Here is a 24,458-nt window from a genome sequence, read left to right as displayed (position 1 = left end):
TTTTTATTCACTAGCGCTTTCTAAGATGAAAATTATTGTGCCAGATAGTCTGCAAGATACTGATCAAAGCTTTGATTGTCCGCTTGCTCGATCTGGACCTGTTCTTCCATTGAACTAATACTCATATGTTCCAGGTAACTTTGTTGCTCAGGCGACAAGGTATTGCGGCTGAGAGCCTCGCGATGAGTTTTGCTCTGTTGCAAAATGAATGCTTCGTAACTCAGGTTCTCAGCTTTCATTTGCGCCAGAATCTGTGCCGAAGGCGTTAGATCCGCGTTGTCCAGTTTAAGCTGCTGTGCGTTTACTGCGTCAGAGTAACGCTGGTCGCCACTGATCTGATTTAACAGCTCAGCGGTTTTGTTAACATCAGTCAGGATGTTTTTACCCCATTCCGGAACACTAACCTGGGTATCATTCAGGGTTAATGTCAGACCCGGCTCGCGGCCCCGGTTAACGATCAGGTTGTTGTTCTGATTGATCAGCTCACACTCATGATCAGATACTTCGCTGGGATCTGACAGTAAGCAGGTAACCAGAAAAGCATCGAGAAAGTCTGCTTGTTCCTGATCAATACCCAGTGGCAGTAACGGATTGATATCTGTATTGCGCACTTCGATATACTCGACGCCACGATCCTGTAGAGCATGCACCGGTTTTTCTCCGGACTGCGCTACCCGTTTTGGTCGGATATCACTGTAATATTCATTTTCAATCTGCAGTACATTACTGTTTAACTGTTTATAGCCCTGATCGGTTTTTACGCCTAACTCCTGATAAGCCGGGTAGGGTGTATTGATCGCATTAGTCAGGGTCTTGATATAAGTATCAAGATGGTTGAAACAGATACTCAGGTCCGCCTGTGCCTTGTTGGAATAGCCAAGGTCACTCATTCGCAGTGAGGTTGCGTATGGTCGGTAAAGCGTCTGATCGTCCCATAGGTCCAGATCATGCTGACGGCCGCAGAGAAAGCTGCTGGACAGCGCTGGTGATGCGCCAAACAGATAAAGCAGTAACCAGGAGTAGCGGCGGAAGTTACGGATCAGTTTAAAGTAACCGGACGATCGGAATTGCTGCAGATCATCTTTATTGCCCTGCAGTTCTTGCAGTACCGGCCAGAGGGTTTCGGGTAAGGAAAAGTTATAGTGGATACCGGCAATTGCCTGCATCATTTTTCCGTAACGGTGCTCAAGCCCGATACGATAAATATATTTCAACCGCCCGACATTTGAACTACCGTAACGGGCAATCTGAATCGCATCTTCGTTATCGATATGGCAAGGCATGCTGGCAGACCAGAGTTGCTCATCTCCCAGCTTCTGAAAAGTATAGCTATGGAGTTGCTCAAGGAAGCTAAGCGCATCGCCGGAGGCTTTAAATGCCGGGGTAATGAACTCCATTAATGCTTCGGAGTAATCGGTCGTGATATGGCTATGAGTCAGCGCAGAACCCAGCTCAGCAGGGTGCCCTGTCTGACTGATTGATGCCATAGGGTCTACTCGCAGGCCCTCTTTTTCGATGCCGTGAAGAATACCGTCCAGCGCCAGTACCTGGCCTGATTCGGTTAATAATTTAAGATTCTGTTCCAGTGTAGCAGACACAGCTCCATACCTTTGCCGGAGAAAAAGAGCGCCATTATAGCGCAGAGATGGCTAAACATAACCCTATGAAAAGCGCAGGATTATACACATAAGCGACCATCTACCCGTTTTGTTACCTTGTTGAGGTGAGATGTCCTGTTATTTTTGTTTCATAGACAGAGCAATTCGTTGTCGTTTGAGGTCTACATCCAATACAGTGGTTTGGACTATATCGCCGGTTTTAACCAGACTGTGAGGATCCTTAACGAACCGATCAGCCAGTTGTGAGATATGTACTAAGCCATCCTGGTGCACGCCAATATCGACGAAAGCTCCGAAATTAGTGACATTAGTAATCACCCCCTCAAGCTTCATGCCTGCGATCAGGTCAGACGGTTTTTCTATCGCATCTGAGAACTGCGCGGTTCTGAATTCAGGGCGGGGATCCCGTCCGGGTTTTTCTAATTCCTGCAGCGCATCACGAACTGTGTAGAGGCCAAAATCCTGGTTAGCATACTGCTGTGGGTTAAGCGCAGAAAGTTGTTCTTTATTGCCGATTAGCCCGCTGATACTACATTTTAGATGCCGGGCTATTTTCTCTATCAGGGGATACGCTTCCGGGTGTACGGCTGAGCTGTCTAATGGGTTATCACCGGCATTGATCCTAAGGAAACCGGCGCTCTGCTGGAAAGCCTTTGGCCCGAGCCGAGGCACTTTAAGCAGTTGCTTACGGTTACGGAAGCGGCCATTCTGATCCCGAAAGCTTACGATATTGTTCGCGGATGTACTGTTGAGTCCGGAGATATGAGCCAGTAATTCCGCCGATGCGGTATTCAGGTCTACGCCTACATGGTTCACGCAGTCTTCCACGCAATGCTCCAGCGAGCGGTTCAACTGGTTTTGATCGACATCGTGCTGATATTGCCCGACGCCGATCGCTTTAGGTTCAATTTTTACCAGCTCGGCGAGTGGGTCTTGCAGGCGTCGGGCAATAGAAACGGCACCCCGAATGGTTACATCCAGATCAGGGAGTTCTTTGCTGGCCGCTTCTGAGGCGGAGTAAATTGATGCCCCCGACTCGCTGACCACAACTGGCTGCAGCGATAGTTCAGGCTGTTGTTGGATCAATTCTTTGACCAGTTTTTCGGTTTCCCTTGATGCGGTGCCATTACCGATGCTGATTAGCTCTACCGAGTGTTTGCGGCACAGTTTAGCTAAAGTATGGATCGACTGATCCCATTGGTTTTTTGGCGGATGAGGGAAGATGGCACCATGATCAATTACTTTTCCGGTATTATCGATAACGGCGATTTTTACACCGGTACGCAGGCCCGGGTCCAGGCCCATGGTGGCCTTCATACCGGCTGGGGATGCCAGCAGGAGGTCTTTAAGGTTACGGGAGAACACCTTGATCGCTTCATCGTCAGCGCTGCTTTTTAATTGTTTCAGCAGACTTGTTTCCAGTTGAGGCAATAGTTTCTGTTTCCAACTCTGCTGTACTGTTTCAGTCAACCAGAGGCCGGCGGCAGAGTGGTTTAGCGTTAAGCGAAAATAGCGTTGAATTATCTGCTGAGGCCGGTCGGCGTCTTCTGACAGCGGTCTTATTTTGTGCCGTATTACTTCCTCTTTTACTGCTCTGAAAATTGCCAGGGCACGGTGTGAGGGGATACGGCGCAGGGGTTCTGAAAACTCAAAATAATCAGAAAATTTACTGCCGGATTCCTGCTTGCCTTTGATAACTTTGGTGCTGAGTTCAGCTCTGCGCCAGAGCCATTCACGTAGCTCTTCTAACAGATCAGCCTGTTCTGAAAAGCGCTCCATAAGAATAGCGCGCGCGCCGTTTAATGCGTCTTCAGCATTGTTAATCTCTAGTTCTGGATTGATAAAGGTTATTGCCAGATGTTCGGGCTTTTCCCGGGTATTAAGTAGTTGTTCCGCCAGCGGCCCGAGCCCTGCTTTTTTGGCCGCCAGGGCTTTACTGTTACGTTTAGGACGGTAGGGCAGGTACAGGTCTTCAATTCGACTTTTGCTATCGCTCTTATTGATCGAATCTAACAAAATATCAGAGAGTAAACCTTGTTCACGGATGCTCTTAATAATTGTTTGGCGACGCTGATCCAGTTCACGCAGATAATTTAATTTTTCAGCCAGTTGCCGAAGCTGAGTATCATCCAGCCCTCCGGTAGCCTCCTTTCGGTATCGGGCGATGAAGGGCACGGTAGAGCCTTCGTCAAGCAGTCCAATAGTGGCGCTTACCTGAGCCTGTTTGATATTGAGTTGATTGGCAATCTGTTGTGAAAGGTTAGACATCGGTCTCTCTCTGAAAAAAACAAAACCCGGAATCCTGGGGAGTTCCGGGCTGTAAGTAGCGCTGATAATAGCAGTTATGACCAATTCTTTTATGTATGCAGATCAGGGTACCTGGAGTACCTGCATCGAAATAGCCCCTTTCCGCTTTGGCGCAGATCAGGGTACCTGGAGCACCTGCATTGCAATAGCCCCTTTTCCGCTTTGGCGCAGATCAGGGTATCTGGAGTACCTGCATTGCAATAGCCCCTTTTCCGCTTTGGCGCAGATCAGGGTATCTGGAGTACCTGCATTGCAATAGCCCCTTTTCCGCTTTGGCGCAGATCAGGGTACCTGGAGTACCTGCTTCGAAATAGCCCCTTTTCCGCTTTAGCGCAGATCAGGGTACCTGGAGTACCTGCATCGAATTGGTGCCTTTTCCACTACCGATTACTGCACCCCGGGTGAGTATGACCAGATCGCCGCTTTCAAGAAAGTCTTTGGCTTTTAATCCTTCCAACACCTGTGAATTAACCTCGGTATCTTCCAGCTTGGTGGCATCAAATAGCATCGACTGAACGCCACGGAATAACGCCATACGACGCATAGTGCGTTCGTTACGGGTTAACGCATAGATCGGCAGTCCGGAACGAATACGGGACATCCAGCGCGGTGTAGATCCGGTTTCTGTCAGACATATGATCGCCTTGACCCCCACCAGGTGATTGGCGGTATACATTGCTGAGCGGGCGATAGTTTCGTCGATATGTTCGCAACGTTTGGTGATACCGGTTGGTGCGGGACGGGATAGCTGATGCTTTTCGGCACCCAGGCAAATTTTAGTCATCGCCTGTACCACTTCTACCGGGAAGTCTCCGGCCGCGGTTTCGGCCGATAACATCACCGCATCGGTGCCATCCAGAATAGCATTGGCTACATCAAACACCTCCGCCCGGGTTGGCATAGGGTTTTGAATCATCGTTTCCATCATCTGTGTGGCGGTAATGACAACCCGGTTAAGCTCGCGAGCCCGGTTGATCATATGCTTTTGAACGCCAATCAGTTCGGCATCGCCAATTTCGACACCCAGATCGCCCCGGGCAACCATCACGCCATCGCAGGCCATAATGATGTCGTCCAGTGCTTCATTTGAGCTAACGGTTTCAGCGCGCTCTACCTTGGCAATGATTTCAGAGTTGCTACCGGCGTCGTCCAGCAGTTGGCGGGCTTCGATCAAATCAGCAGACGAGCGGGGAAAGGATACGGCAATATAATCCATATCGATCTCTGCGGCGGTTTGGATATCACGCTTGTCTTTATCTGTTAGCGCCGCAGCGGAAAGCCCGCCGCCCTGACGGTTTATGCCTTTATTGTTCGATAGTGGGCCGCCGATAGTCACTTCACAATTGATGCGGCTGCCTTCAACACTGGTTACCTTCAGCTGTACCCGGCCATCATCGAGTAATAGTACATCTCCGACTTTACTATCTTCTGGCAACTCTTTGTAATCGATACCGACCTGGGTCTGATCGCCAGCATTGGTATCTAATGATGAGTCCAGAGCAAATTTATCACCTACAGTAAGTTGAATTTTGTCATTGCTGAAGCGGGAGATACGAATTTTAGGGCCCTGAAGATCGCCTAGTACGGCAACCGGAATGGCTAACTTTTGTGACAGATCCCGTACTTCATCCGCTCGGCGGCGATGATCTGCAGCGCTGCCATGGGAGAAATTCAGTCGCACAACATTTACACCGCAGCGAATTAACTGTTCCAGTACCCCGGGTTTATCAGTTGAAGGTCCCAGTGTGGCGACGATTTTGGTACGTTTCTGCATGATTCAGATATCCAGTTGACGATGAAACAGGTACTGACCTGTTAGACTTTAGGTGCGCTATCTATTACAAGGTATGATTGTGTCATGAGTTTTTCAACCCCGTAGATGCCCATAACTATCAGGGTTATTCACAGATCTTTGAGTTAACCGCAAGGAACAGAGTGATTAAAACGAGATTTCGTCCATATATTTTGCTGTTACTAGTGGCGCTGTTTGCTCTGGTTATGTATCAGACCGCAAGCATAAGTCGTAGTAGTGGGATGCAAGAGTTGCAGCAGAACTCAATGGCGGATCTGAATCGTTATGTGCTCAGCCTGCAGCAAGAACTGAATCGCTATAAAGATCTGCCCAAACTGCTCTCCAGCCACTCAGAACTGGTTAACTTACTATTGCTACCCGGCCGGGATGCGGTATACCGGGCGAACCTGTATCTGGAGAAAGTGAATAATACCATTGGAGCCTCTGATACCTATCTGATGGATGTTGAAGGCACCACGCTTGCCGCCAGCAACTGGTCACAGGAGCGAACGTTCGTTGGCCGAAACTTCTCTTTCAGGCCTTACTACCGGGATGCGATTGCGGGTAAGCCCGGCCGTTATTTCGCCTTAGGCAGCACATCTAAAAAGCGGGGCTACTTCTTCTCTTATCCGTTGCAGTATCGGGGTACGGTGTTAGGTGTCATCGTTGTGAAGATTGACCTTAATGATATAGAGACCGACTGGAATGATCCGCTGACCGATATTCTGGTCACTGATGATGATGGGGTGGTTTTTATCAGCACCCGTTCTGACTGGAAGTTCCGCACTCTGGAGCCGCTAGTGCAGGAGGATCTTCAACGTATCGTTTCAAGTCTGCGCTATGGGGATCAGGCGTTGCGATCATTACCGGTCGTTGAACGTAAACCCTTTGGCAGTCATCACCTGATAACGTTGTTAGAAGGGGAACGGATAGATAACACGGCACTGGATGGTGTTGAGCCTCAACGGTATCTGCAGCAGTTACGGCGAGTACCAGAGGCGGGGTTTAACGTCTCCATACTGGCCAGCCTCAAACCGGTTGAAAAGCGGGTGCTGAACAATCTTATGTTAGTTGGCTTTATTTATGGCTCTACAGTATTGCTGTTGCTGTTTTTGCAGGCTCGCAGAAGAATCACTCAGGAGCGGTTTCGCTTCAAACAGCAGCAGACTCTGGTATTAGAACGTAATGAGGCCAGAATCCGGGCCATTATTGATAACACCCATGCGGGTCTGATTACTTTAAATGATCAGGGTGTTATTGAGTCGTTTAATCCGACTGCTGAGAAGTTATTCGGCTTCAGCTCTGAGCAGATCGCCGGTGAGTATTTCAGCAAACTCATAGCACAGCAGGATCGAACGGTATGCTGGCAGCATATTACCCAGGAACAACAGTCAGATCAGTTTAAAGAATTAATGGTTGAGGTTTCAGGGGTGCGGATCGACGGCTCACTGTTTCCTATAGAGTTAACTATAGGCAGGATGTCTGATAGTTATGCCAGCCGTTTCGTTGCGACAATTCATGATGTTACTGAGCGTAAAGAGAATGAGGAAAAGCTAAAGCAGGCCAGAGATCAGCTCGAGCAACGGGTTGTTGAGCGGACTCAGGATCTTACCCTCGCAAATGATCGTTTAGTCCATGAGGTAGAAGAACATAAGAATACCCAGAATCAACTGATCCAGACTGCGAAACTGGCCGTGATAGGACAGATGTCTGCGGGCATTAACCATGAGCTTAATCAGCCTCTTACCGCGATTAGAAGCTACGCAGATAATGCGGCTTCGTTTTTGAAGCTAGGTAAACAGGAGCCGGTAGCCACTAACCTTGAGCAAATTAGTGGGTTGACTGAGCGTATGGCGAAAATCATATCGCCCCTGAAAGAGTTTTCCCGTAAAACCTCCGGGCAAACCGCACCGGTGAGCCTGAAGTCAGTGAAGGACGGAGCCATGTCGATCATGTATGGCCGACTTGATAAAGCCTGCGCCCGTATAGAGTGGCCGGCTGATCTTAACCAACGATTTGTGATGGGGGATATGCTCAGACTTGAGCAGGTCGTAGTGAACCTGATCAGTAATGCGTTACAGGCGATGGAAAATCAGCCCGATAAATGGATTGAGGTCGAGTTAAATACGGCGGGGGATCGTATCTGTCTTTCCTTCAGGGACCATGGTCCCGGTATTCCTCAAACGGAGCTGGGGAAGGTATTTGAGCCCTTCTATACCACCAAAAAAGTGGGACAGGGGTTAGGTTTAGGCCTGTCTATATCGCATCGCATTATTGAAAGTATGAAAGGGCGACTCAGTGTTAAGAATCACCCTTACGGTGGGGCAGTTTTTACTATTGATTTGCCAAAGTCCGATGCGCCTGAAGGTGAACTGGGGTTAAAATAATCTGTAAATTTTCTGAAGACTGGGTGTTTAATGAGCGCTGAACTTTCTGCTAAACAGAATGCTGCATATCAGGTGTTATTGGTTGATGATGAACAGCACATTCGTCTTGCGGTCGGGCAAACACTGGAGTTAGCCGGCTATGAGGTTAAGACGGCGGAAAGCGCGGAACAAGCGTTAAAGGTGTTAGATAAAGACTGGTCGGGCATTGTTGTCAGCGATATTAATATGCCGGGTATCGATGGTCTGGAGATGATGCAGCGTATTAAAGAGATCGATCAGGACCTGCCGGTGATTCTGATCACCGGGCATGGCGACATTTCAATGGCGGTAGGTGCTATGCGCGATGGCGCTTACGACTTCATTGAGAAACCCTTTTCGTCTGAGCTATTGAATGATGTAGTACGCCGGGCTGCTGAAAAGCGTAGTCTGACGCTGGAGAACCGCGAGCTACGTAAAGCGTTGGAAGAACAGGGCGGCCTGGGTCCACGGATTATGGGGAACTCAGCGGGTATCCAGCAGCTGCGAAGCATGATTCAGCATATAGCAGATACACCGGCAGATATCCTGATTCAGGCTGAAACCGGCTCGGGTAAAGACCTGGTGGCCAGGTATATTCACGAACACAGTAACCGGCGGGAAAAGAACTTTGTCGCCATTAACTGTGGTGCTGTACCTGAGCATCTTATAGAGAGTGAACTGTTCGGCCATGAGAAAGGCGCATTCACTGATGCGAAGAGTCGGCGTATCGGTAAGTTTGAACATGCCAATGGCGGCACTTTGTTTCTTGATGAAATTGAAAGTATGCCGCTTTCTTTGCAGATTAAATTGCTGCGGGTGTTAGAAGAACGGGCTATCGAACGACTGGGCTCTAATGAGTTGATTCCGTTGGATATCAGAGTTATCGCCGCCACCAAAGTTGACCTTAAAGCGTTAAGTGAGCAGGGCGACTACCGTGAAGACCTGTACTATCGTCTGAACGTTGTCAGTCTTGATATTCCTGCGTTGAGAGAACGACGTGAAGATATCCCTATGTTATTCCACCACTTTGCCCTGATAGCGTCGGCTCAGTATCAGAAAGAAGTACCGCAGCTCAGTACCGATAAAATGCGTGCATTAGTAGCACATAACTGGCCCGGCAATGTGCGTGAATTGCGAAATATTGCGGAGCGATACGTGCTATTGGGCAATGCTTATAATTTCGATATAGGTCAACAGGAGAGTACGCTTTCTGATCGGAAAATGACGCTACCCGATCAGGTTGAACAGTTTGAAAAAGTCGTGCTTGAAGAAGAGTTGTCCCGCAATAATGGTTCACTAAAGCTTACCCAGGAAGCTTTAGGTCTGCCCCGCAAAACCTTGTACGACAAGATGAAAAAATATGAGCTAGACAAGCGCGATTACAAATAAAAAAGGCACCGCCTGCGCAGTGCCTTTTTATCAAAATCGCTTAAAGCTTAAACTGTCTTGCCCGTTGTTCCAGTTGTTCGGCTAATTGATTAATCTGGGTCGAAATCTCGGACAGGCGTTTTACCCTGTCTTTGGCTTGCTCGCTGCCATCGTTGATCTCGCTAACGGCACTTTCTATTTCACCGGTAGCTTCAGTGCTTTGCTTCACTGAATCGGAAATACTGCGGTTTATCTCAGCAATTGATTGCATCTCAGTTTGAATATTATCCAGTACGGCAGAGGTTTGCTGAATCTCTTTAACGTTAGCTTCAGTAGCGGTACTGGCCTGACCCATTACTTCAGCAGCCCCTTTAGCGTTCTGCTGTAGCGCACTGATAATACCATTGATCTCGACCGTTGCATTTTGGGTGCGTTGTGAAAGGGAGCGGACTTCATCAGCAACGACGGCAAAACCACGTCCCTGTTCGCCTGCACGGGCAGCCTCTATAGCAGCATTCAATGCCAGCAGATTAGTTTGTTCAGCAATTCCCTGAATAACGCCCAATACTTCATCGATGTTATAGCTTTGCTGTTCTAATTGAACAATCACATCAGTTGCGTGTTGAATCTGTTGTTGCAGGCCTTCAATTTTGCCGACAGTAGCTGAAGTGATATTCACACCGTTAGATGTCTCTTCCAGCGCTTTATCCGATGCGCTAACGGTTGCAGCAGCGATCGCAGCAACGTTTTGTGTAGCGCCATCCATAGAGATCATGGCATTGGTTACCGCTTCTGCTCTATTTAGCTGCTTTTCGGTGCCGTTAGTCGCATTATTAGAAACCTCAACAATATGCTGACTGCATTTTCCTAACATATCGATCGATTCGACTACCTGATGAATGCTGCCATGAAAGTTTTTCAACATACTGTTAAAAGAGGCCGACATCTGGCCAATTTCATCATTTGAATGGATCTCGAGTTGTTGGGTCAGATCAGAGCTCTCTTCGATAGTTTTGATGGTCTGATGCATTCGGTGAATCGGCTTTAATATGATGCGATGAATCATCCAGCTAACCAGAATCAGCGCTGAGATAAACAGTGCAAGCTCTATCAGAGCGATATTGATGATATTACTGACGATCTGCTGATCCATTTTTTCAAAGTCGTAGGTGACTCTCACCGCACCCAATACGGTTCCCTCCGGAACCTGATGACAACCCAGACAATTAGTCCCTTTGTAATCGGCGCTAGCGCGCATAGGGCGGACGACGGTCAGGCGATGCCCCTGTTCATCATTAAGCTCTACCGCGATCGTCTCACCAGCCATCGCCTGACGGTCGTATTCATCAGCGATAGCGGAATCCGGGGTACCTGCGCCATACATATCTGTGACCGCTTTGCCGCGAATTATCCGTGCTTCTGATAGTTCAGGGTTGCTGGTGATTTTGGCTTGCAGGGTTTGCCGGTTAGCCATAGCGCCGCTGAGCATCATTATATTGATGCTGTCGAAGTAAGCGTCGGCGGTATTCTGGGTGTTTTGTAAGGCAATCTCTGCGGAAAGGTTTGTTTCGCTTTTGTAGATTAAAGAGACTGAGGCGATAAGAACCAGAAGCAGAACAAATGCCAGGCTGAGATTAACTTTGGTTTTGATTGGCATAATCGGGGTCGCAATCTGTAGATGGCTATTTAAGTGCTACAAATATACGCCTGTTCCTCCATACGAGCGATGCTATGAATCTTCATTTTGGGTAGTCCTAGTTTGAATAAGTTGAATCTGAATGCGCCATAAGCAGGGCCTCTGAGCGAATTTTGGGTGGATATCCCTCGGCCTGAGTCGCCTGAATGGGTGGGCATACACCCATTATTTAAAAAGAGTAAAAACCATAGTTGCAAAGGCAGTGCTGGTAACCGTTTGAAACTGAAAAGGAAATAATATTTATATTTGATTAGTTCGCTCTTGGTCTGTCTCTTGCAAATACATAACGCAAATAAATTCTGTGTGGGCTTCCCGAATAAGTCCAAACAAAACGCCTGAATAATTACAATACTGGAGAAGCGTTATGCGTTTACTTACTGCTGCTGTTACAACAATGGCCCTGACCTTAGGTGCAACTTCCGCAATGGCGGCACCCATTGAAATCAAATTTTCCCATGTAGTTGCTGAGAACACCCCAAAAGGCCAGATGGCCAATAAATTTGCTGAGCTGGTCGAAGAACGTTTGGCGGGTAAAGTGGAAGTTAATGTTTTCCCAAGCTCCCAGCTGTTTGGCGATAACAAAGTTTTAGAAGCGATGCTGCTGGGTGATGTACAGATGGCAGCGCCTTCTCTGTCTAAGTTCCAGAAATATACCCCAACCCTGCAGTTGTTTGATCTACCGTTCCTTTTTAAGGATATGGCTGCGGTAGAGCGCTTTCAGGGTAGTGCTGATGGTCAGAAGATGCTGACTTCGCTGGAGTCTAAGGGTCTGGTTGGTTTGGGTTACTTGCATAATGGTATGAAGCAGCTGTCTGCCAGTGATGTATTGCGTGTTCCTGCCGATGCCAACGGTAAGAAGTTCCGCATCATGACTTCTGACGTACTGCAGGCACAGTTTGAAGCGGTTGATGCGGTACCTTTGAAGAAGCCTTTCTCTGAAGTATTTACCCTGTTGCAAACTAAAGCGATCGACGGACAGGAAAATACCTGGTCGAACATCTATTCCAAGAAGTTCTTTGAAGTTCAGCCATTTATTACCGAGTCTAACCATGGCGTTCTGGACTACATGATCGTGACTTCTGCTGAGTTCTGGGGTGGCCTGGATGCTGATCTGCGTTCTGAAGTGAAAGCGGCACTGGATGAAGCGATCGCTTACGGTAACAACATTGCTGCTGAAAAAGCGAATAGTGATAAGCAGGCGATCATCGATTCTAAGCGTTCAGAAGTGGTTGAGATATCAGCAGAAGAGCGCGCGTTGTGGGTTGCTGCTATGAAGCCGGTATGGGCTAAGTTCTCCGATGATATCGGTGCTGACCTGATTAAGGCCGCTGAAGCGTCTAACCAGTAAAAACAACGGCATAATTGTTCAGACGCTCGATGGCAGCGTTAAACCTCTTATCAAAATGCTCAGTTACTACAGTAAATTGTGCTTTTTCTAAGAGGTTAGCCTTGCTCTTAATCGTCTGACCGAATGATGCAGCTGTTTTAGTTCTGGTTTATCAAAGGTCTGTACGGGACCTTTGAGCACGATCGCTACGACGGGAGTATAGGTCCCGTCGCAGCACCCTCTGGAAAGAAAATATCTATTTATGTTTCACAGGAGAGCCCTTCGGTTCGGCTTTCTGGTCTGTAAGGCTGCCCTGTGAAGCACCTGTAAACACAATAACAAGGTACTGAAATGTGCCGTTGTTATTAAGGGGGCCGTTATGGTTCGAAATCTGGTGACAAAGCTGGAAGAGACGTTTCTCTCCCTGCTGCTGGTGGCAATGACGCTACTGGTATTTGCTGAAGTGATAATGCGCTTTGGCTTCAATTCAGGCATTCACTGGGCACAGGAGATGACTCTGCTGCTGGCCGCATGGTTTGTACTTTATGGTGCTTCGTACGGGATTAAAGTGGGAGCCCATATCGGTGTTGATGTGTTTGTTAAATTGCTGCCGCGCAATGCTCATCGTTTCTTTACGCTGGTGGCAATTGCACTTTGCCTGGTTTATAGCGGTTTGCTGCTTTACGGATCATGGATCTACCTGAGCAAGATGAAAATGATCGGTATCGAACTGGAAGATATGCCAATTCCTAAGTGGACGGCGATGAGTATTCTGGTGATCGGCTTTGCCATGCTGATTGTACGTTTTCTGCAGCTGGGCTGGAAAGTGCTCACCAATCAGGCGGAAGGCTTTGGCATGACCGATGAAGCTGAAGAAAGCATGGAGATAGCTAAAGAGCTGAAAGCCATGGAAGAGCAGGAAAAGCTGGAGAAAGATCGTAAGGACTCAGATAAGGAGGACCGCTCATGACTACTGCTGCGCTATTTATAATCCTGTTTGCCTGTATGTTTATGGGCATGCCGATCGCGATTGCGCTGGGCCTGTCCAGCGTGACGACGATCCTGCTGTTCTCAAATGATTCGTTGGCTTCTGTTGCATTGAAGTTTTTTGAGGCGACTTCTGAGCACTACACCTTATTAGCTATCCCCTTCTTTATCTTGTCTTCGGCATTCTTATCGACCGGTGGCGTGGCTAAGCGGCTGATCAACTTTGCGGTTGATAGTGTCGGTCATGTCCGTGGTGGGCTGGCGATGGCATCGGTTATGGCCTGCATGTTATTTGCAGCGGTCTCTGGCTCTTCGCCGGCAACCGTAGCGGCGATCGGTACTATTGTTATTGCCGGTATGGTGCGCTCCGGTTATCCGGAATCATTTGCTGCCGGCGTTATTGCCAATGCCGGTACTCTGGGTATCCTGATTCCGCCTTCGATCGTTATGCTGGTATATGCGGCGGCGACTGAAGTGTCGGCTTCACGTATGTTCATGGCCGGCTTTCTTCCGGGTTTGATGATGGGCGGTATTCTGATGATCGCTATCTATATAGCGGCGCGGATAATGAAATTACCAGCCGAGCCATTTCCTGGTTTCCGTCACTTGGGTAAATCTTTCATTATTGCCCTGGGCGGCTTGATGCTGATTATCATCGTACTGGGTTCTATCTATGGAGGTATTGCCAGTCCGACTGAGGCTGCAGCCGTAGCTGCGGTGTATGCATATCTGGTTTCTGTGCTGGGCTATCGGGATATTGGTCCTATGAAGGGTGTGCTTTGGCGTAAAGAGGGTGAAGGAACGGGCGCCGCGACAATGCGTAATATAATGCAGATGTTGTGGGCGATGCCGCAGTCAATACGTCATCCGGAAGTCAGAAAAGTCATTCTGGACGCCTCTAAAGTCTCTCTGATGTTGCTGTTCATCATCGCCAACGCAATGCTATTTGCCCATGTACTGACGACCGAGCGAATTCCACATTCGATTGCCGAAGTGATTGTGAACTGGGGCCTGCCAGCCTGGGGTTTCCTGATCGTAGTAAATATCCTGCTGTTAATTGCGGGTAACTTTATGGAGCCTTCAGCGATTATTCTGATCATGGCGCCGATCCTGTTCCCTATCGCCACCCAGCTGGGTATCGACCCGATTCACCTGGGTATTATCATGGTGGTGAATATGGAGATAGGCATGCTGACACCGCCAGTAGGGCTCAATCTCTTTGTTACGGCGGGTATCACCGGCAAGAATATGATCTGGGTAATTAAGGCCTGCCTGCCCTGGTTGTCGTTACTGTTGTTCTTCCTGATTCTGATCACCTATATCCCGCAGATATCGCTGTTCTTGCCGGAGTATATCGATCAGTTGAATGGTTATTAAATATCTTTGTTTGTCAGTCGTTTATCCCTCCCAATCGGGATAAGCATTCTTCAGGGCCGCATCTAGCGGCCTTTTTTTGTATGAAATATTGTCAAGCAGTATTCGATTCATAGATCTCATTTCGGTAGATTTGTTCATTTTTTAAACTATTCTCAATTCTTGCAGCATGCTTTTTATGTGCTAAACGAAAGTCTTAGTTTAGGGAGGAGCTATGGTTACCGGATAAGGAGGTACTAATGTGAATCAATTAGGGATGACATCTAATCCCCGTCCGGTGCTTTTTGTGAGCGCAGAAAATTGTGAGAACCATTCTGATCAGGTTAGTTTTTTAAAGGGATGGAGTGTTAATGCTGTTGATGGTATTCAGAATGCCAGACGAACTATTAAAGAAAATAAATATAATGTAGGCCTGATTCATCTTGAACAATCAGATGGAAATGGGATCAGTGATGCAGAAGCGTTGATTCATGAAAACAGCGCGATTGAGTGGGTTTTGCTCACTAATAATGAATGCCTAAAACAGCATAAATTTTGTAAACTGATTCGTGAAGGTTGTTACGATTTCTATACCCTGCCATTTAATTCAACCGCTGAAAGCAGCCTGCAGTCCACTCTGGGTCATGCCTATGGAATGGCCTCTCTTAACTCTGAAAACACCATTGAAAGTTATGATGATTACGAAATGGTGGGTACCAGCCAGCAGATGCTGAGCCTGTTTGCTTCAATTCGAAAAGTAGCATCGGTCGATGCTTCAGTGCTTATTACCGGAGAAAGTGGTACTGGTAAAGAACTTATAGCCAGAGCTATTCATGAACGTTCAGCACGGAATAATGAGCTTTTTATTGCTGTTAATTGCGGGGCTATTCCTGAAAATCTGATTCAGTCAGAACTGTTTGGTCATGAGAAAGGCGCTTTCACTGGTGCTCATCAGTTAAAAATAGGACAGATTGAAGCCGCTGATGGGGGGACTCTGTTACTTGATGAGATCGGTGATCTACCTCTCACTCTACAGGTGAATTTACTTCGTTTTTTGCAAGAACAAGCCATTCAACGAGTAGGAGCAACGTCAGAGATCGGTGTTAATGTCAGGGTATTAGCCGCGACCCATGTTGATCTTGATTTAGCGGTGAGTGAGGGGCGCTTCAGGGAAGATCTTCTATATCGCCTTAATGTGCTGCAGGTGCAATCACCAGCGCTACGTGAAAGAGAGCAGGATATTGAACTCTTGGCCCGGTTTTTCTTTAATCGTTTTAAACCGGAAGGTAATAACCGACTTAAAGGTTTTTCAAATAGTGCGCTGATAGCGATAGAGCAGTACCAGTGGCCTGGTAATGTGCGGGAACTTATTAATCGTATTCGAAGAGCGATCGTTATGTCTGAAGGTCGTATGATCAGCACAACTGATTTAGGACTGGGAAATTCAGGTCCGCCTGACTCCTGTTCTGTGATCTCTCTGGATCAGGCCAGGCAAGATGCCGAGCAGAATGCAATTATCTCTGCTTTGCGCTATTGCCGAAACAATATGACTAAATCAGCTAAAGTACTGGGGGTTTCCAGGGTTACTTTATATCGGATGATCGAAAAGTATCAGTTAGGAAAAATACCAGATGACAGATAAATTATAATTAATACAGTTAGTTAAATCGCAATAGGCGGTTTTTTTTTACTTTTAGAAAATAGTGATTCACTTAATTAACAGTTCTGACTTGTCATCTAAACTACTGATATTGAATAAGTATTGTGCTCTGTGTAGGTTACTTGTTTCAGTGTTGTAACAGTTTGATTCATCGATATCTCTTCTCTAGCTCGCCTGTTTATAAAATAGTCTTAAGAATCAAATTCTTAATAATTCTGGTCTGAAGTTTGCGTTGTCCCATGGTGTAGAAAATACGCTTTGGAGATCAGAATGAGTCGCAGTAAACATCTTATATTAATGCAAAAACGTTCAGTGCTTATGTCACTGATTGTTGCTGTGTTGTTTTTGGTGCCTGTCGCTCATGCAGATGAAAGTATGAATCTTTCAGACTGGTCTTCATCTGCACTTGAATTGGCAATGACAACAGAGCTGGCGAAAGAGCAGCCTGTTACTGATCAGCAACTTGAGTCTGTACGAGGCCAGGGAGCTGCGATTTCACTGCCAACAATGCCAAAAGAGCTCGGAATTATTCTCTGGGATGAGGGTGAAAGTAGTTCTGGCGGCCATAAAGGTTCGGGTCAGGGCAATTCAATAGTAACTGTTCAGATTCGAATGGGGGGGCGCTGATATGAGCACTCTCTGTACCCGGCTTTCAATTGGTCTTTTGTTTTTGTCTGCGGCAACACACATCGCTGCCGAAGCGCCGCAGGCAGCAGATCGATTGGGATATAGTGCTCAGGCAGTTATTAGTGACTTTGTTCTTGAAGGTAGTCGCGGAATTATCGGTGTAAACATTGTTGCCGGAGATTCTAATGCCCAGCTAAATGCTCGTGCTCTTGCTGTGAGTATAGGTCAGGGACTGGGGGCAACGGCAAGGATCAAAGCTTCACAACATGTTGGCCTTTCTGGGGGGGAGGTTGATTCAGCTGTCAGTCTGATTGAAGGTAATGCATTTTCAAATGCATCAGGCCTTATCTCTATTAACCACGCCAGTGGTTCCGGAAATGCTCAGTTAAACGATATTACGATCGGCTTTGCCCTGGGTGGGATTGCGGTTTCTGAAAGTGAGTTAAGCCTCACAGTAACCGGACAACCTGTCAGCCAGATAGCCACTAGCGATGCCATACAACATCGCGAGGTCGGTATTGGTGAGGGGGCATTTAGCGGAGCCAGCGGGGTAGTCCAGATTAATCAGTTGGCAGGTTCAGGAAATGTAACCAATAACAGTTTTGGTCTCAGTGTTTCACTGGGCGCTGAAGAATAAAGTGTCAGGCTGTCCAGAGGTCTGTCTGATAATTATAAAAATAAGGAGAAGGATCATGAAACAGGTATTTAAACTTGCTCCGTTGGCAGTTGCAGTTGCCGCATTAAGTTTATCTGGCGTAGCCATTGCGGGTTCTGATGGCCCGTCTAATGATGGCCCACGGAAACATCACAGAGATGGTGCTCATCTGAGTAAACACGTGCATGTCAGTAAAAAAGTTGAATACAAAGGTGACGTTGCTATTGATGGACGGATCCGGGTTAATTCATTAGGTATGTCGGTTATTGATCAGGAACAGGATAGCGATGGCAATCTGACAATTAATGATCGGGTGGATAACAATGCCACTCTAGATGGTAATGCGCTTCGGGACTCTAAAGGTAATATGGGTATTAACGTGAGTGCAGGTGATCATAACGTTCAGAGTAATGCGGCTGCTCTTTCAGCTGCGGATGCCAGCTTTGTGTTTGGTTCTGCCGATGCTGAAATCTTTATGGATCAGAACGCTGAGGATAACGTCGCTTTCAACTGGGGTACCATTAATAATGCCGATTTCGGTGATGATGCTTTACGCGGCGCTAAAGGTAATATCGGTGTTAACGTAACGGCTGGTAGCAGTAACGTGCAGGCTAACTCCTTTGCTGCGTCAGTAGCATCCGGCTCTATGGGTGAAGCAACCGTATCTGTAAAACAGGAAACTGAAAACAATATGGTTCATAACCTGCCTGAAGAGACCTATGAGGTAATTACTACCCGGGTAACCATGAGTGGTGGTATGAGTGGTGGCTATAGCGGTAATGGTAATGGCAGCTACAGTGGCACGAATTATGGTGCTGGCTATAGCGGTGTTAACCATGCTGCTCGATATAGCGGTAGGAATGGCCCTGCCACTTATTCAGGAACATCCAGTCAGAGTAACGATGTTTATCCGGAAGTCTGGATTAATGGTTCCGGTCATGAGCAGGGTGGCGCCTCTTACTGGGGGCATATTGATTATGATAACGATAATGTCTCACCTGGTGGTGCAAATGATGACCCTGGTCGCTTTGAGTTTGACGAAAGCGGTACTATCTCAGGCTCATCAGAAGGCGGTGTTGTTGGTGCTCATCGTGAGAGTGGTCGTATCGGCAGGAGCACAGAGAGAGGTACTCTTAATTTCTCTGAAGCAGGTACACAGTCACTCAGTGGTACCTTCACAGGCAGTGTTGAACACCTGATAACCCGTTATGTTCGTCATGAAAATAATGCTTCTCTGGGTGACAACGCGCTACGTGGTGCTAAAGGTAATATCGGCGTTAACGTAACAGCAGGGACCAGCAATCTCCAGAACAACAGTCTGGCTATGACCAAGATTGATGCTCTGGATACGATGCCTGAGCCGCCTGTTGGTAATGAATAGACTATTCCTTAATGGTGATGCAGGAGAGCTGCATCACCGGCTATTTTCGAAGGTTTAGCTATGAGTTTATGGATAAAGCGTCTTATCAATAGCGGAGTAACCGGGCTGCTTTGCAGTCTGGTTTCTCTGTTGATACTTGTTAGCCCTGTTTTGCATGCTGCAAATATCGGTTTTACTAATGTCATTCCCGGAATAACAGTTGTTAATAAGTCTGTTATCAGTATGCGGGAGCAACGTTATCTTCATCTTATTCGACAACAAACAGATTTCAGCTGTGGAGCTGCTGCTTTAGCAACGGTATTACGTTATGCCTACGGTTATAAAGTGGCAGAAGAAGACATTCTGGATGGACTTTTTGCGGTAAGTGATCCTGAACTGGTGCAACGTCAGGGCTTTTCCTTATTAAATATTAAGCATTATGTCGAGCGTATGGGTTTGCGTGGTCGAGGCTACAATGTTGAGCCTGATACCCTAAAAGAAATTAAGATTCCAACCATCGTTTTATTGGATCTGAAAGGGTATAAGCACTTTGTAGTTCTTAAAAAAACTGAGGCTGATCAGGTGTACCTGGCTGATCCGGCCTTAGGCAATAAAATTATGCCAATGGAAGATTTTCTAGCCAGCTGGAACGGTATTGTATTTGCCGTGATCGGCAGAGGTTTTGATCGTAATTCTGTTCTGATCAGGCCTCAACGGCAGTTAACCGCAAGAACTTTGAATAATACCTTTGCGCCCCTGACAAATGCGCAGTTACTCGAGCATGGTTTTAACCATGCTGAACTGTTCTGACTTCCCGAAAGGGAGGAGTGAGTCATGAATATCCGGCGATGGATCAAGCCGACTGGTATAACAACCAGCCTTGCTTTAATCGGGGTGCTTGGGGGAGCGCCAGCTGTTTTAAGTGCAGCCGTTACTCAGGGGCCTTTTGGACTACAAGGTAATGTAGTCAGCGATGCTGAACTGGCAGAAATGCGAGGGCGCTTTGTTGAAGGTCGCAAAGTGATGTTTTTTGGTATCAAAATGCAAACGAAATGGTTACGTAAAAATAGTGACCCGTTTGATATGGAGATGAAAGTTAATTTTGATCTCTCAAAGAGCCGCTATCGTCCTCAGATGACGATGTATCGCAGTCGTCATATAGGAGACCTCTCTGAGACCTCATCTACTTCTACTTTGGATAATGTGAGTGACGCTGCTTCTTTAGAAAGTGTCTCTGGCGTTGTTCAGAATATTCAGGTTGCGGGTGACAGTAATACTGTACATAACGGAGTGGAGTGGACGGTTACTGATCAACCGACTGAATCCGAAACCGAAATAGAAATAGAAGGTTTGGTTGAACTGGTTAGTGTAGGTACCCAGAATCATACCAGTGATGACGGTGTTAACACTCAGGTTGCTGTGGAATCTGAGGGTATTGGTTATCAGATTGATATACCTGACGTAGGAACCGTTACGCAACAGATTACTCGTTCGCAATTTTCTGGGGGCAATATTTTACAAAGTACCCAGTTGAATAGTGACCTGAATCAGGTACTGAATCGGATCGGACTAACTGTGGAATTAAGTCCGGCAATATCTGGTATCAGGTTAGAGCGGTTCCACCGGACTCTGGATAATCTGCGGGGGCTTTAATACTGCAGCCCGTCAGACAGTTGCTACATTTAATGGTGCGGGCCTGCAGAGCCGCCTGCAAATGGTTCTGTAGTTATATCTGGGAACAGGGGAAGGATAATGTTTAATAAAAGGTACATGCTTGGATGCTCTGGCATATCTATAAGTGTATTAAGCCTTGCTATCAGTCAGGTTGTTTGGGGGGCAGAGCCCGCTACGGTTAGTGAAGCAGAGCAGCTTAAGTTTGAGATACAACAGCTAAAACTGATTAATGAACGTCAGTCACAAACACTTCGGCAGATGGAACGTCGTCTGTATAGCCTTGAGCGAGGTAAGCCGCAGGCTCAGCCAAAACCTGTGCCTCAGCAGCAAACCGTTGCTAGCGGCGGTGGAGAGGTAGTTAAAGAGGCTGCGCCCAGCTCAAGTGTTGAAAATATCTTGCAGGAAGAACATGCGTTGTTTAGCGATAAATTCACCCTTGAACTAGGGATGAATTACAGCCATTACGATCGCAAGGATTTAGTATTAGAAGGCTTTCTTGCATTGGATGCGATTTTTCTGGGAGATATTTCGGTTGATGATATATCAGCGGATATTTTTACCTTTGAAGCAACAGGGCGCTATAACGTTAATGATAGGTGGCAGCTAGGAGCGACATTACCTTTTGTTTATCGCACATCTAACTTTCAGCGTAATGTTAACTCGGGTTTAGAGGAAAGAGTAGAGGAGGCAAATATTGGTGATATTGGCCTTACTTCTGCATATAAGCTTTTCTCAGAAACTGAAAATCGTCCGGATATCGTATGGAATCTTAGTATTAAGGCACCGACGGGTAGTGATCCTTACGGTACCCCTACAATCACCATAACGGATCCGGATACCTCAGAACAGTTAACATATCCTGAAGAATTACCTACAGGCAGTGGTTTATGGAGTATCAGTAATAGTCTGTCATTTGTTAAAACAGCAGATCCTGCAATTTTGTTTGCCAATCTGGGTTATACCTACAATGTCGAAGGAAGCTTTAGAGATATTAGTGCTTCTGATGGTAATCAGCCCGGGGATGTACAGTTAGGTGATTCGATTTTCTACGGTCTGGGTATGGCTTTTGCCATGAGCGAGCGGATGAGTATGAGCTTTTCGCTTTCTCAGCGAATCAGTCAGAAAAGCCAAACCCGTCTGGATGGTGAAAGCTGGAGTAAAATCATCGGTAGTGATGGTAATGCGGCTACTTTCAATACCGGCCTGACCTATGCGCTAACTGAAAACCTGTCTATGTCCACTTCCCTGGGGATCGGCTTAACACCTGATGCGCCTGATTTCAGTATTGGAATCAAGTTCCCTTACCGTTTTTAAGCTAAGCAAATATCCGGGCAGTTAACTGCCCGGATATTCTTTCTGGCGCAGTAATCCACTATAATTCTGCCTCCTGTTTTTTTGAGTGGATTTAATTTTGGGATTATTGGCGGTTATCTGGGGCTTTTTCGGTATCAGTTTTATCTTTGGCAATGCGATTCTGCGTTTAGGTGAAATCGGTTTTGATACTTTCTCATACCCGTTGAGTTGGTTGCACTGGCTGGCTCTGGTTGTGAGCGTCCTGTTTATGGGGTTTTCTGAAGGTTATCGTGGTTTTCAGCAGGGCTATGCACCCCGTGTAGCTGCGCGTCTGTTATTTTTAAAAAATAACGCAACACCGATACGGATAATTCTTGCGCCACTGTTTTGTATGGGATTCTTTGATATTCAGCGTAAACGTATGATTGTAAGCTACTGCCTGTTAGGCGGTATTCTGGTGCTGGTGCAATTAGTTCATCTGCTGGATCAGCCCTGGCGGGGTATCGTTGATCTGGGGGTGGTGGTCGGCCTTACCTGGGGGAGCATCTCTATCGTACTCTTTACTTTAAAAGCATTCTTCACTGATAAGTTTGAGCACTCTCCGGAAATGCCTACAAGGTAATTCATACGGCACTATAGAATGAAAAACGCACCTTTAGGTGCGTTTTTTGATATATAGGCAAATGGTTTCTGTTAGCCAAGAAACAGTTTGTAAGCCGGGTTGTCAGTCTCTTCCCAATAGTTGTACCCGATATCATTGAGAAATTCTGAAACTAAAGGACGTTCCAGTTCCGGGACCTGCATACCAACTAATACCCGGCCATAAGCTGCACCGTGGTTACGGTAGTGGAACATTGAGATATTCCAGCGTCCACCCAGCTTCTTCAGGAAATTCATCAACGCGCCAGGCCTTTCAGGAAACTCGAAGCGATACAGAATTTCATTGGTTACCGACTCCGGTGCCCGGCCGCCCACCATATAACGAACATGGAGTTTAGCCATCTCGTTATCGGACAGATCGATCACTTTATAAGCTTCATGCTTCAGCTCATCAATCAGTTCTTTGCGACCGTCATCACCCGTACGTAGTTGAACACCGACAAATATCTGCGCGTCTTCATCATCGGCATAGCGGTAATTAAACTCGGTAATGTTACGGTTGCCCAGATCATTACAAAACTGTTTAAAGCTGCCTGGCTTTTCAGGAATCTTTACCGCAATGATCGCTTCACGGTTTTCGCCCAGCTCGGAGCGTTCAGCAATATGGCGTAACCGGTCAAAATTGACGTTTGCACCGCTATCGATTGCGATCAGCGTCTCATCTTTAATCTCATCGCGCGCCACATATTTTTTCAGGCCAGCAACCGCTAAGGCACCGGCGGGTTCAGTAATTGAACGGGTATCTTCAAAGATGTCTTTGATTGCAGCACAGATCTCATCGGTGGTGACCGTGATCACTTCATCGACATACTGACGGCAAAGGTCAAAGGTATTCTCTCCAATCTGTGCAACGGCGACACCATCGGCAAAGATGCCGACTTGAGGCAGGATAACCCGCTCACCAGCTTCTAAGGCTGCTTTCAGGCAGGCAGAGTCTTCAGATTCTACACCTATAATTTTAGTTTCCGGGCGCAGATACTTGATATACACAGAGATACCGGCGATCAGACCACCGCCGCCGACCGGTACAAAGACCGCATCGATTGGGTTGCTTTCCTGACGCAATAGTTCCATCGCAATCGTGCCCTGACCGGCGATAACGTCAACATCATCGTAAGGGTGAACATAGGTCATACCTTGTTCTTTAACTAGCTTACGAGAGTGAGCTGCCGCGTCATCGAAGGCGGTACCATGCAGTATGACTTCGGCCCCCAGCGCCCGGACATTATTGATCTTAATGTCGGGAGTGGTTTTAGGCATTACGATGGTCGCCTGCACTCCCAGAATTTTAGCCGACAGCGCCAGGCCCTGAGCGTGGTTACCGGCGGAAGCGGCAATAACACCGCGCTGACGTTCTGCTTCAGACAGCTGAGCCATTTTGTTGTAGGCGCCACGCAGCTTGAAGGAGAACACCGGTTGTAGATCTTCCCGTTTGAGCAACACGCGATTATCCAGCCGCTTGCTCAGGCTTGTTGCCTCGTCCAGCGGGGTTTCGATTGCTGCATCATAAACGCGGGCATCAAGAATTTTCTTTATATATCGGTGTGCCATCGGATGCTTTCAGTTGGTTGTCGTTGTTAAGATGAACAACAGTGTGAATTAAACAACAAATGGTAATCGCTGAGACGGTTTTCGTCTATAAGATATCGATGATAAGGCGTATAATCTCTGCCTG

At 47.1% G+C, this 24,458-nt stretch carries 19 protein-coding genes; 14 read left to right on the top strand and 5 right to left on the bottom strand.

The window, feature by feature from the left end; all coding sequences use genetic code 11:
• Window positions 1–32: 32 nt before the first annotated feature.
• Window positions 33–1,598 carry a glutamate--cysteine ligase gene (gene gshA, locus EHS89_RS20740; RefSeq protein ID WP_124928086.1) on the bottom strand — a complete coding sequence of 522 codons (1,566 nt, stop codon included), beginning with the start codon at window positions 1,596–1,598 and terminating at the stop codon, window positions 33–35.
• Between the two features lie 138 nt (window positions 1,599–1,736).
• The gene (locus tag EHS89_RS20735) at window positions 1,737–3,887 is read right to left on the bottom strand and encodes a Tex family protein (protein ID WP_124928085.1); all 2,151 of its coding nucleotides are present in this window, start codon (window positions 3,885–3,887) and stop codon (window positions 1,737–1,739) included.
• Between the two features lie 76 nt (window positions 3,888–3,963).
• Here EHS89_RS20735 and EHS89_RS20730 point away from each other — a divergent pair, with 76 nt between their 5' ends.
• A complete protein-coding gene (locus EHS89_RS20730; protein WP_124928084.1) occupies window positions 3,964–4,185 on the top strand; it encodes a hypothetical protein in 222 nt (73 codons plus the stop codon).
• A 78-nt stretch (window positions 4,186–4,263) separates the two neighbouring features.
• Here the strand turns inward: EHS89_RS20730 and pyk are convergent, their stop codons facing one another.
• On the bottom strand, window positions 4,264–5,700 hold the full coding sequence (gene pyk / locus EHS89_RS20725; RefSeq protein WP_124928083.1) for a pyruvate kinase: 1,437 nt from the start codon (window positions 5,698–5,700) through the stop codon (window positions 4,264–4,266).
• A gap of 161 nt (window positions 5,701–5,861) precedes the next feature.
• Between pyk and EHS89_RS20720 the strand changes: the two genes are divergently transcribed.
• Both EHS89_RS20720 and EHS89_RS20715 read left to right on the top strand, forming a co-directional pair.
• Window positions 5,862–8,105, top strand: coding sequence for an ATP-binding protein (locus tag EHS89_RS20720; protein WP_124928082.1), 2,244 nt, complete (start codon window positions 5,862–5,864; stop codon window positions 8,103–8,105).
• 30 nt (window positions 8,106–8,135) lie between these two features.
• Complete coding sequence (locus EHS89_RS20715) at window positions 8,136–9,512, top strand: sigma-54-dependent transcriptional regulator (RefSeq protein WP_124928081.1); 1,377 nt, start codon at window positions 8,136–8,138, stop codon at window positions 9,510–9,512.
• Window positions 9,513–9,552: 40 nt separating this feature from the next.
• Here the strand turns inward: EHS89_RS20715 and EHS89_RS20710 are convergent, their stop codons facing one another.
• Window positions 9,553–11,148, bottom strand: a complete 1,596-nt coding sequence (locus EHS89_RS20710; protein ID WP_124928080.1) for a methyl-accepting chemotaxis protein — start codon at window positions 11,146–11,148, stop codon at window positions 9,553–9,555.
• 403 nt (window positions 11,149–11,551) lie between these two features.
• On the opposite strand from EHS89_RS20710, the gene EHS89_RS20705 reads away from it, so the two are divergent.
• The 11 genes from EHS89_RS20705 (at window position 11,552) to EHS89_RS20655 (ending at window position 22,745) form a co-directional block, all read left to right on the top strand.
• Complete coding sequence (locus tag EHS89_RS20705) at window positions 11,552–12,535, top strand: TRAP transporter substrate-binding protein (protein ID WP_124928079.1); 984 nt, start codon at window positions 11,552–11,554, stop codon at window positions 12,533–12,535.
• 358 nt (window positions 12,536–12,893) lie between these two features.
• The gene (locus EHS89_RS20700; protein ID WP_124928078.1) at window positions 12,894–13,484 is read left to right on the top strand and encodes a TRAP transporter small permease; all 591 of its coding nucleotides are present in this window, start codon (window positions 12,894–12,896) and stop codon (window positions 13,482–13,484) included.
• On the top strand, window positions 13,481–14,878 hold the full coding sequence (locus tag EHS89_RS20695) for a TRAP transporter large permease (RefSeq protein ID WP_124928077.1): 1,398 nt from the start codon (window positions 13,481–13,483) through the stop codon (window positions 14,876–14,878). The genes EHS89_RS20700 and EHS89_RS20695 overlap by 4 nt, the downstream gene beginning before the upstream one ends.
• Before the next feature lie 253 nt (window positions 14,879–15,131).
• Window positions 15,132–16,496, top strand: coding sequence for a sigma-54-dependent transcriptional regulator (locus EHS89_RS20690; RefSeq protein WP_124928103.1), 1,365 nt, complete (start codon window positions 15,132–15,134; stop codon window positions 16,494–16,496).
• Between the two features lie 288 nt (window positions 16,497–16,784).
• On the top strand, window positions 16,785–17,141 hold the full coding sequence (locus EHS89_RS20685; protein WP_124928076.1) for a hypothetical protein: 357 nt from the start codon (window positions 16,785–16,787) through the stop codon (window positions 17,139–17,141).
• Between the two features lies 1 nt (window position 17,142).
• Window positions 17,143–17,778, top strand: coding sequence for a hypothetical protein (locus EHS89_RS20680; protein WP_124928075.1), 636 nt, complete (start codon window positions 17,143–17,145; stop codon window positions 17,776–17,778).
• Window positions 17,779–17,833: 55 nt separating this feature from the next.
• Window positions 17,834–19,177 (top strand): hypothetical protein, encoded by a 1,344-nt coding sequence (locus EHS89_RS20675; protein ID WP_124928074.1) that lies wholly within the window; start codon window positions 17,834–17,836, stop codon window positions 19,175–19,177.
• 60 nt (window positions 19,178–19,237) lie between these two features.
• Entirely contained in the window at window positions 19,238–19,966 is a 729-nt protein-coding gene (locus tag EHS89_RS20670; protein WP_124928073.1) for a C39 family peptidase, read from the top strand.
• A gap of 24 nt (window positions 19,967–19,990) precedes the next feature.
• Window positions 19,991–20,809 carry a hypothetical protein gene (locus EHS89_RS20665; RefSeq protein WP_124928072.1) on the top strand — a complete coding sequence of 273 codons (819 nt, stop codon included), beginning with the start codon at window positions 19,991–19,993 and terminating at the stop codon, window positions 20,807–20,809.
• A gap of 99 nt (window positions 20,810–20,908) precedes the next feature.
• The gene (locus tag EHS89_RS20660; protein ID WP_124928071.1) at window positions 20,909–22,144 is read left to right on the top strand and encodes a transporter; all 1,236 of its coding nucleotides are present in this window, start codon (window positions 20,909–20,911) and stop codon (window positions 22,142–22,144) included.
• Window positions 22,145–22,241: 97 nt separating this feature from the next.
• Window positions 22,242–22,745, top strand: coding sequence for a hypothetical protein (locus EHS89_RS20655; RefSeq protein ID WP_229753788.1), 504 nt, complete (start codon window positions 22,242–22,244; stop codon window positions 22,743–22,745).
• A gap of 71 nt (window positions 22,746–22,816) precedes the next feature.
• Here EHS89_RS20655 and ilvA read toward each other — a convergent pair whose 3' ends face one another.
• Window positions 22,817–24,334 carry a threonine ammonia-lyase, biosynthetic gene (gene ilvA / locus EHS89_RS20650; protein ID WP_124928070.1) on the bottom strand — a complete coding sequence of 506 codons (1,518 nt, stop codon included), beginning with the start codon at window positions 24,332–24,334 and terminating at the stop codon, window positions 22,817–22,819.
• Window positions 24,335–24,458 lie beyond the last annotated feature (124 nt).

Source organism: Amphritea balenae, assembly GCF_003858655.1.
Lineage (GTDB): Bacteria > Pseudomonadota > Gammaproteobacteria > Pseudomonadales > Balneatricaceae > Amphritea > Amphritea balenae.
Note: the sequence above shows the minus strand (reverse complement) of the source record. Positions and strands in the feature narration are given on the sequence as shown.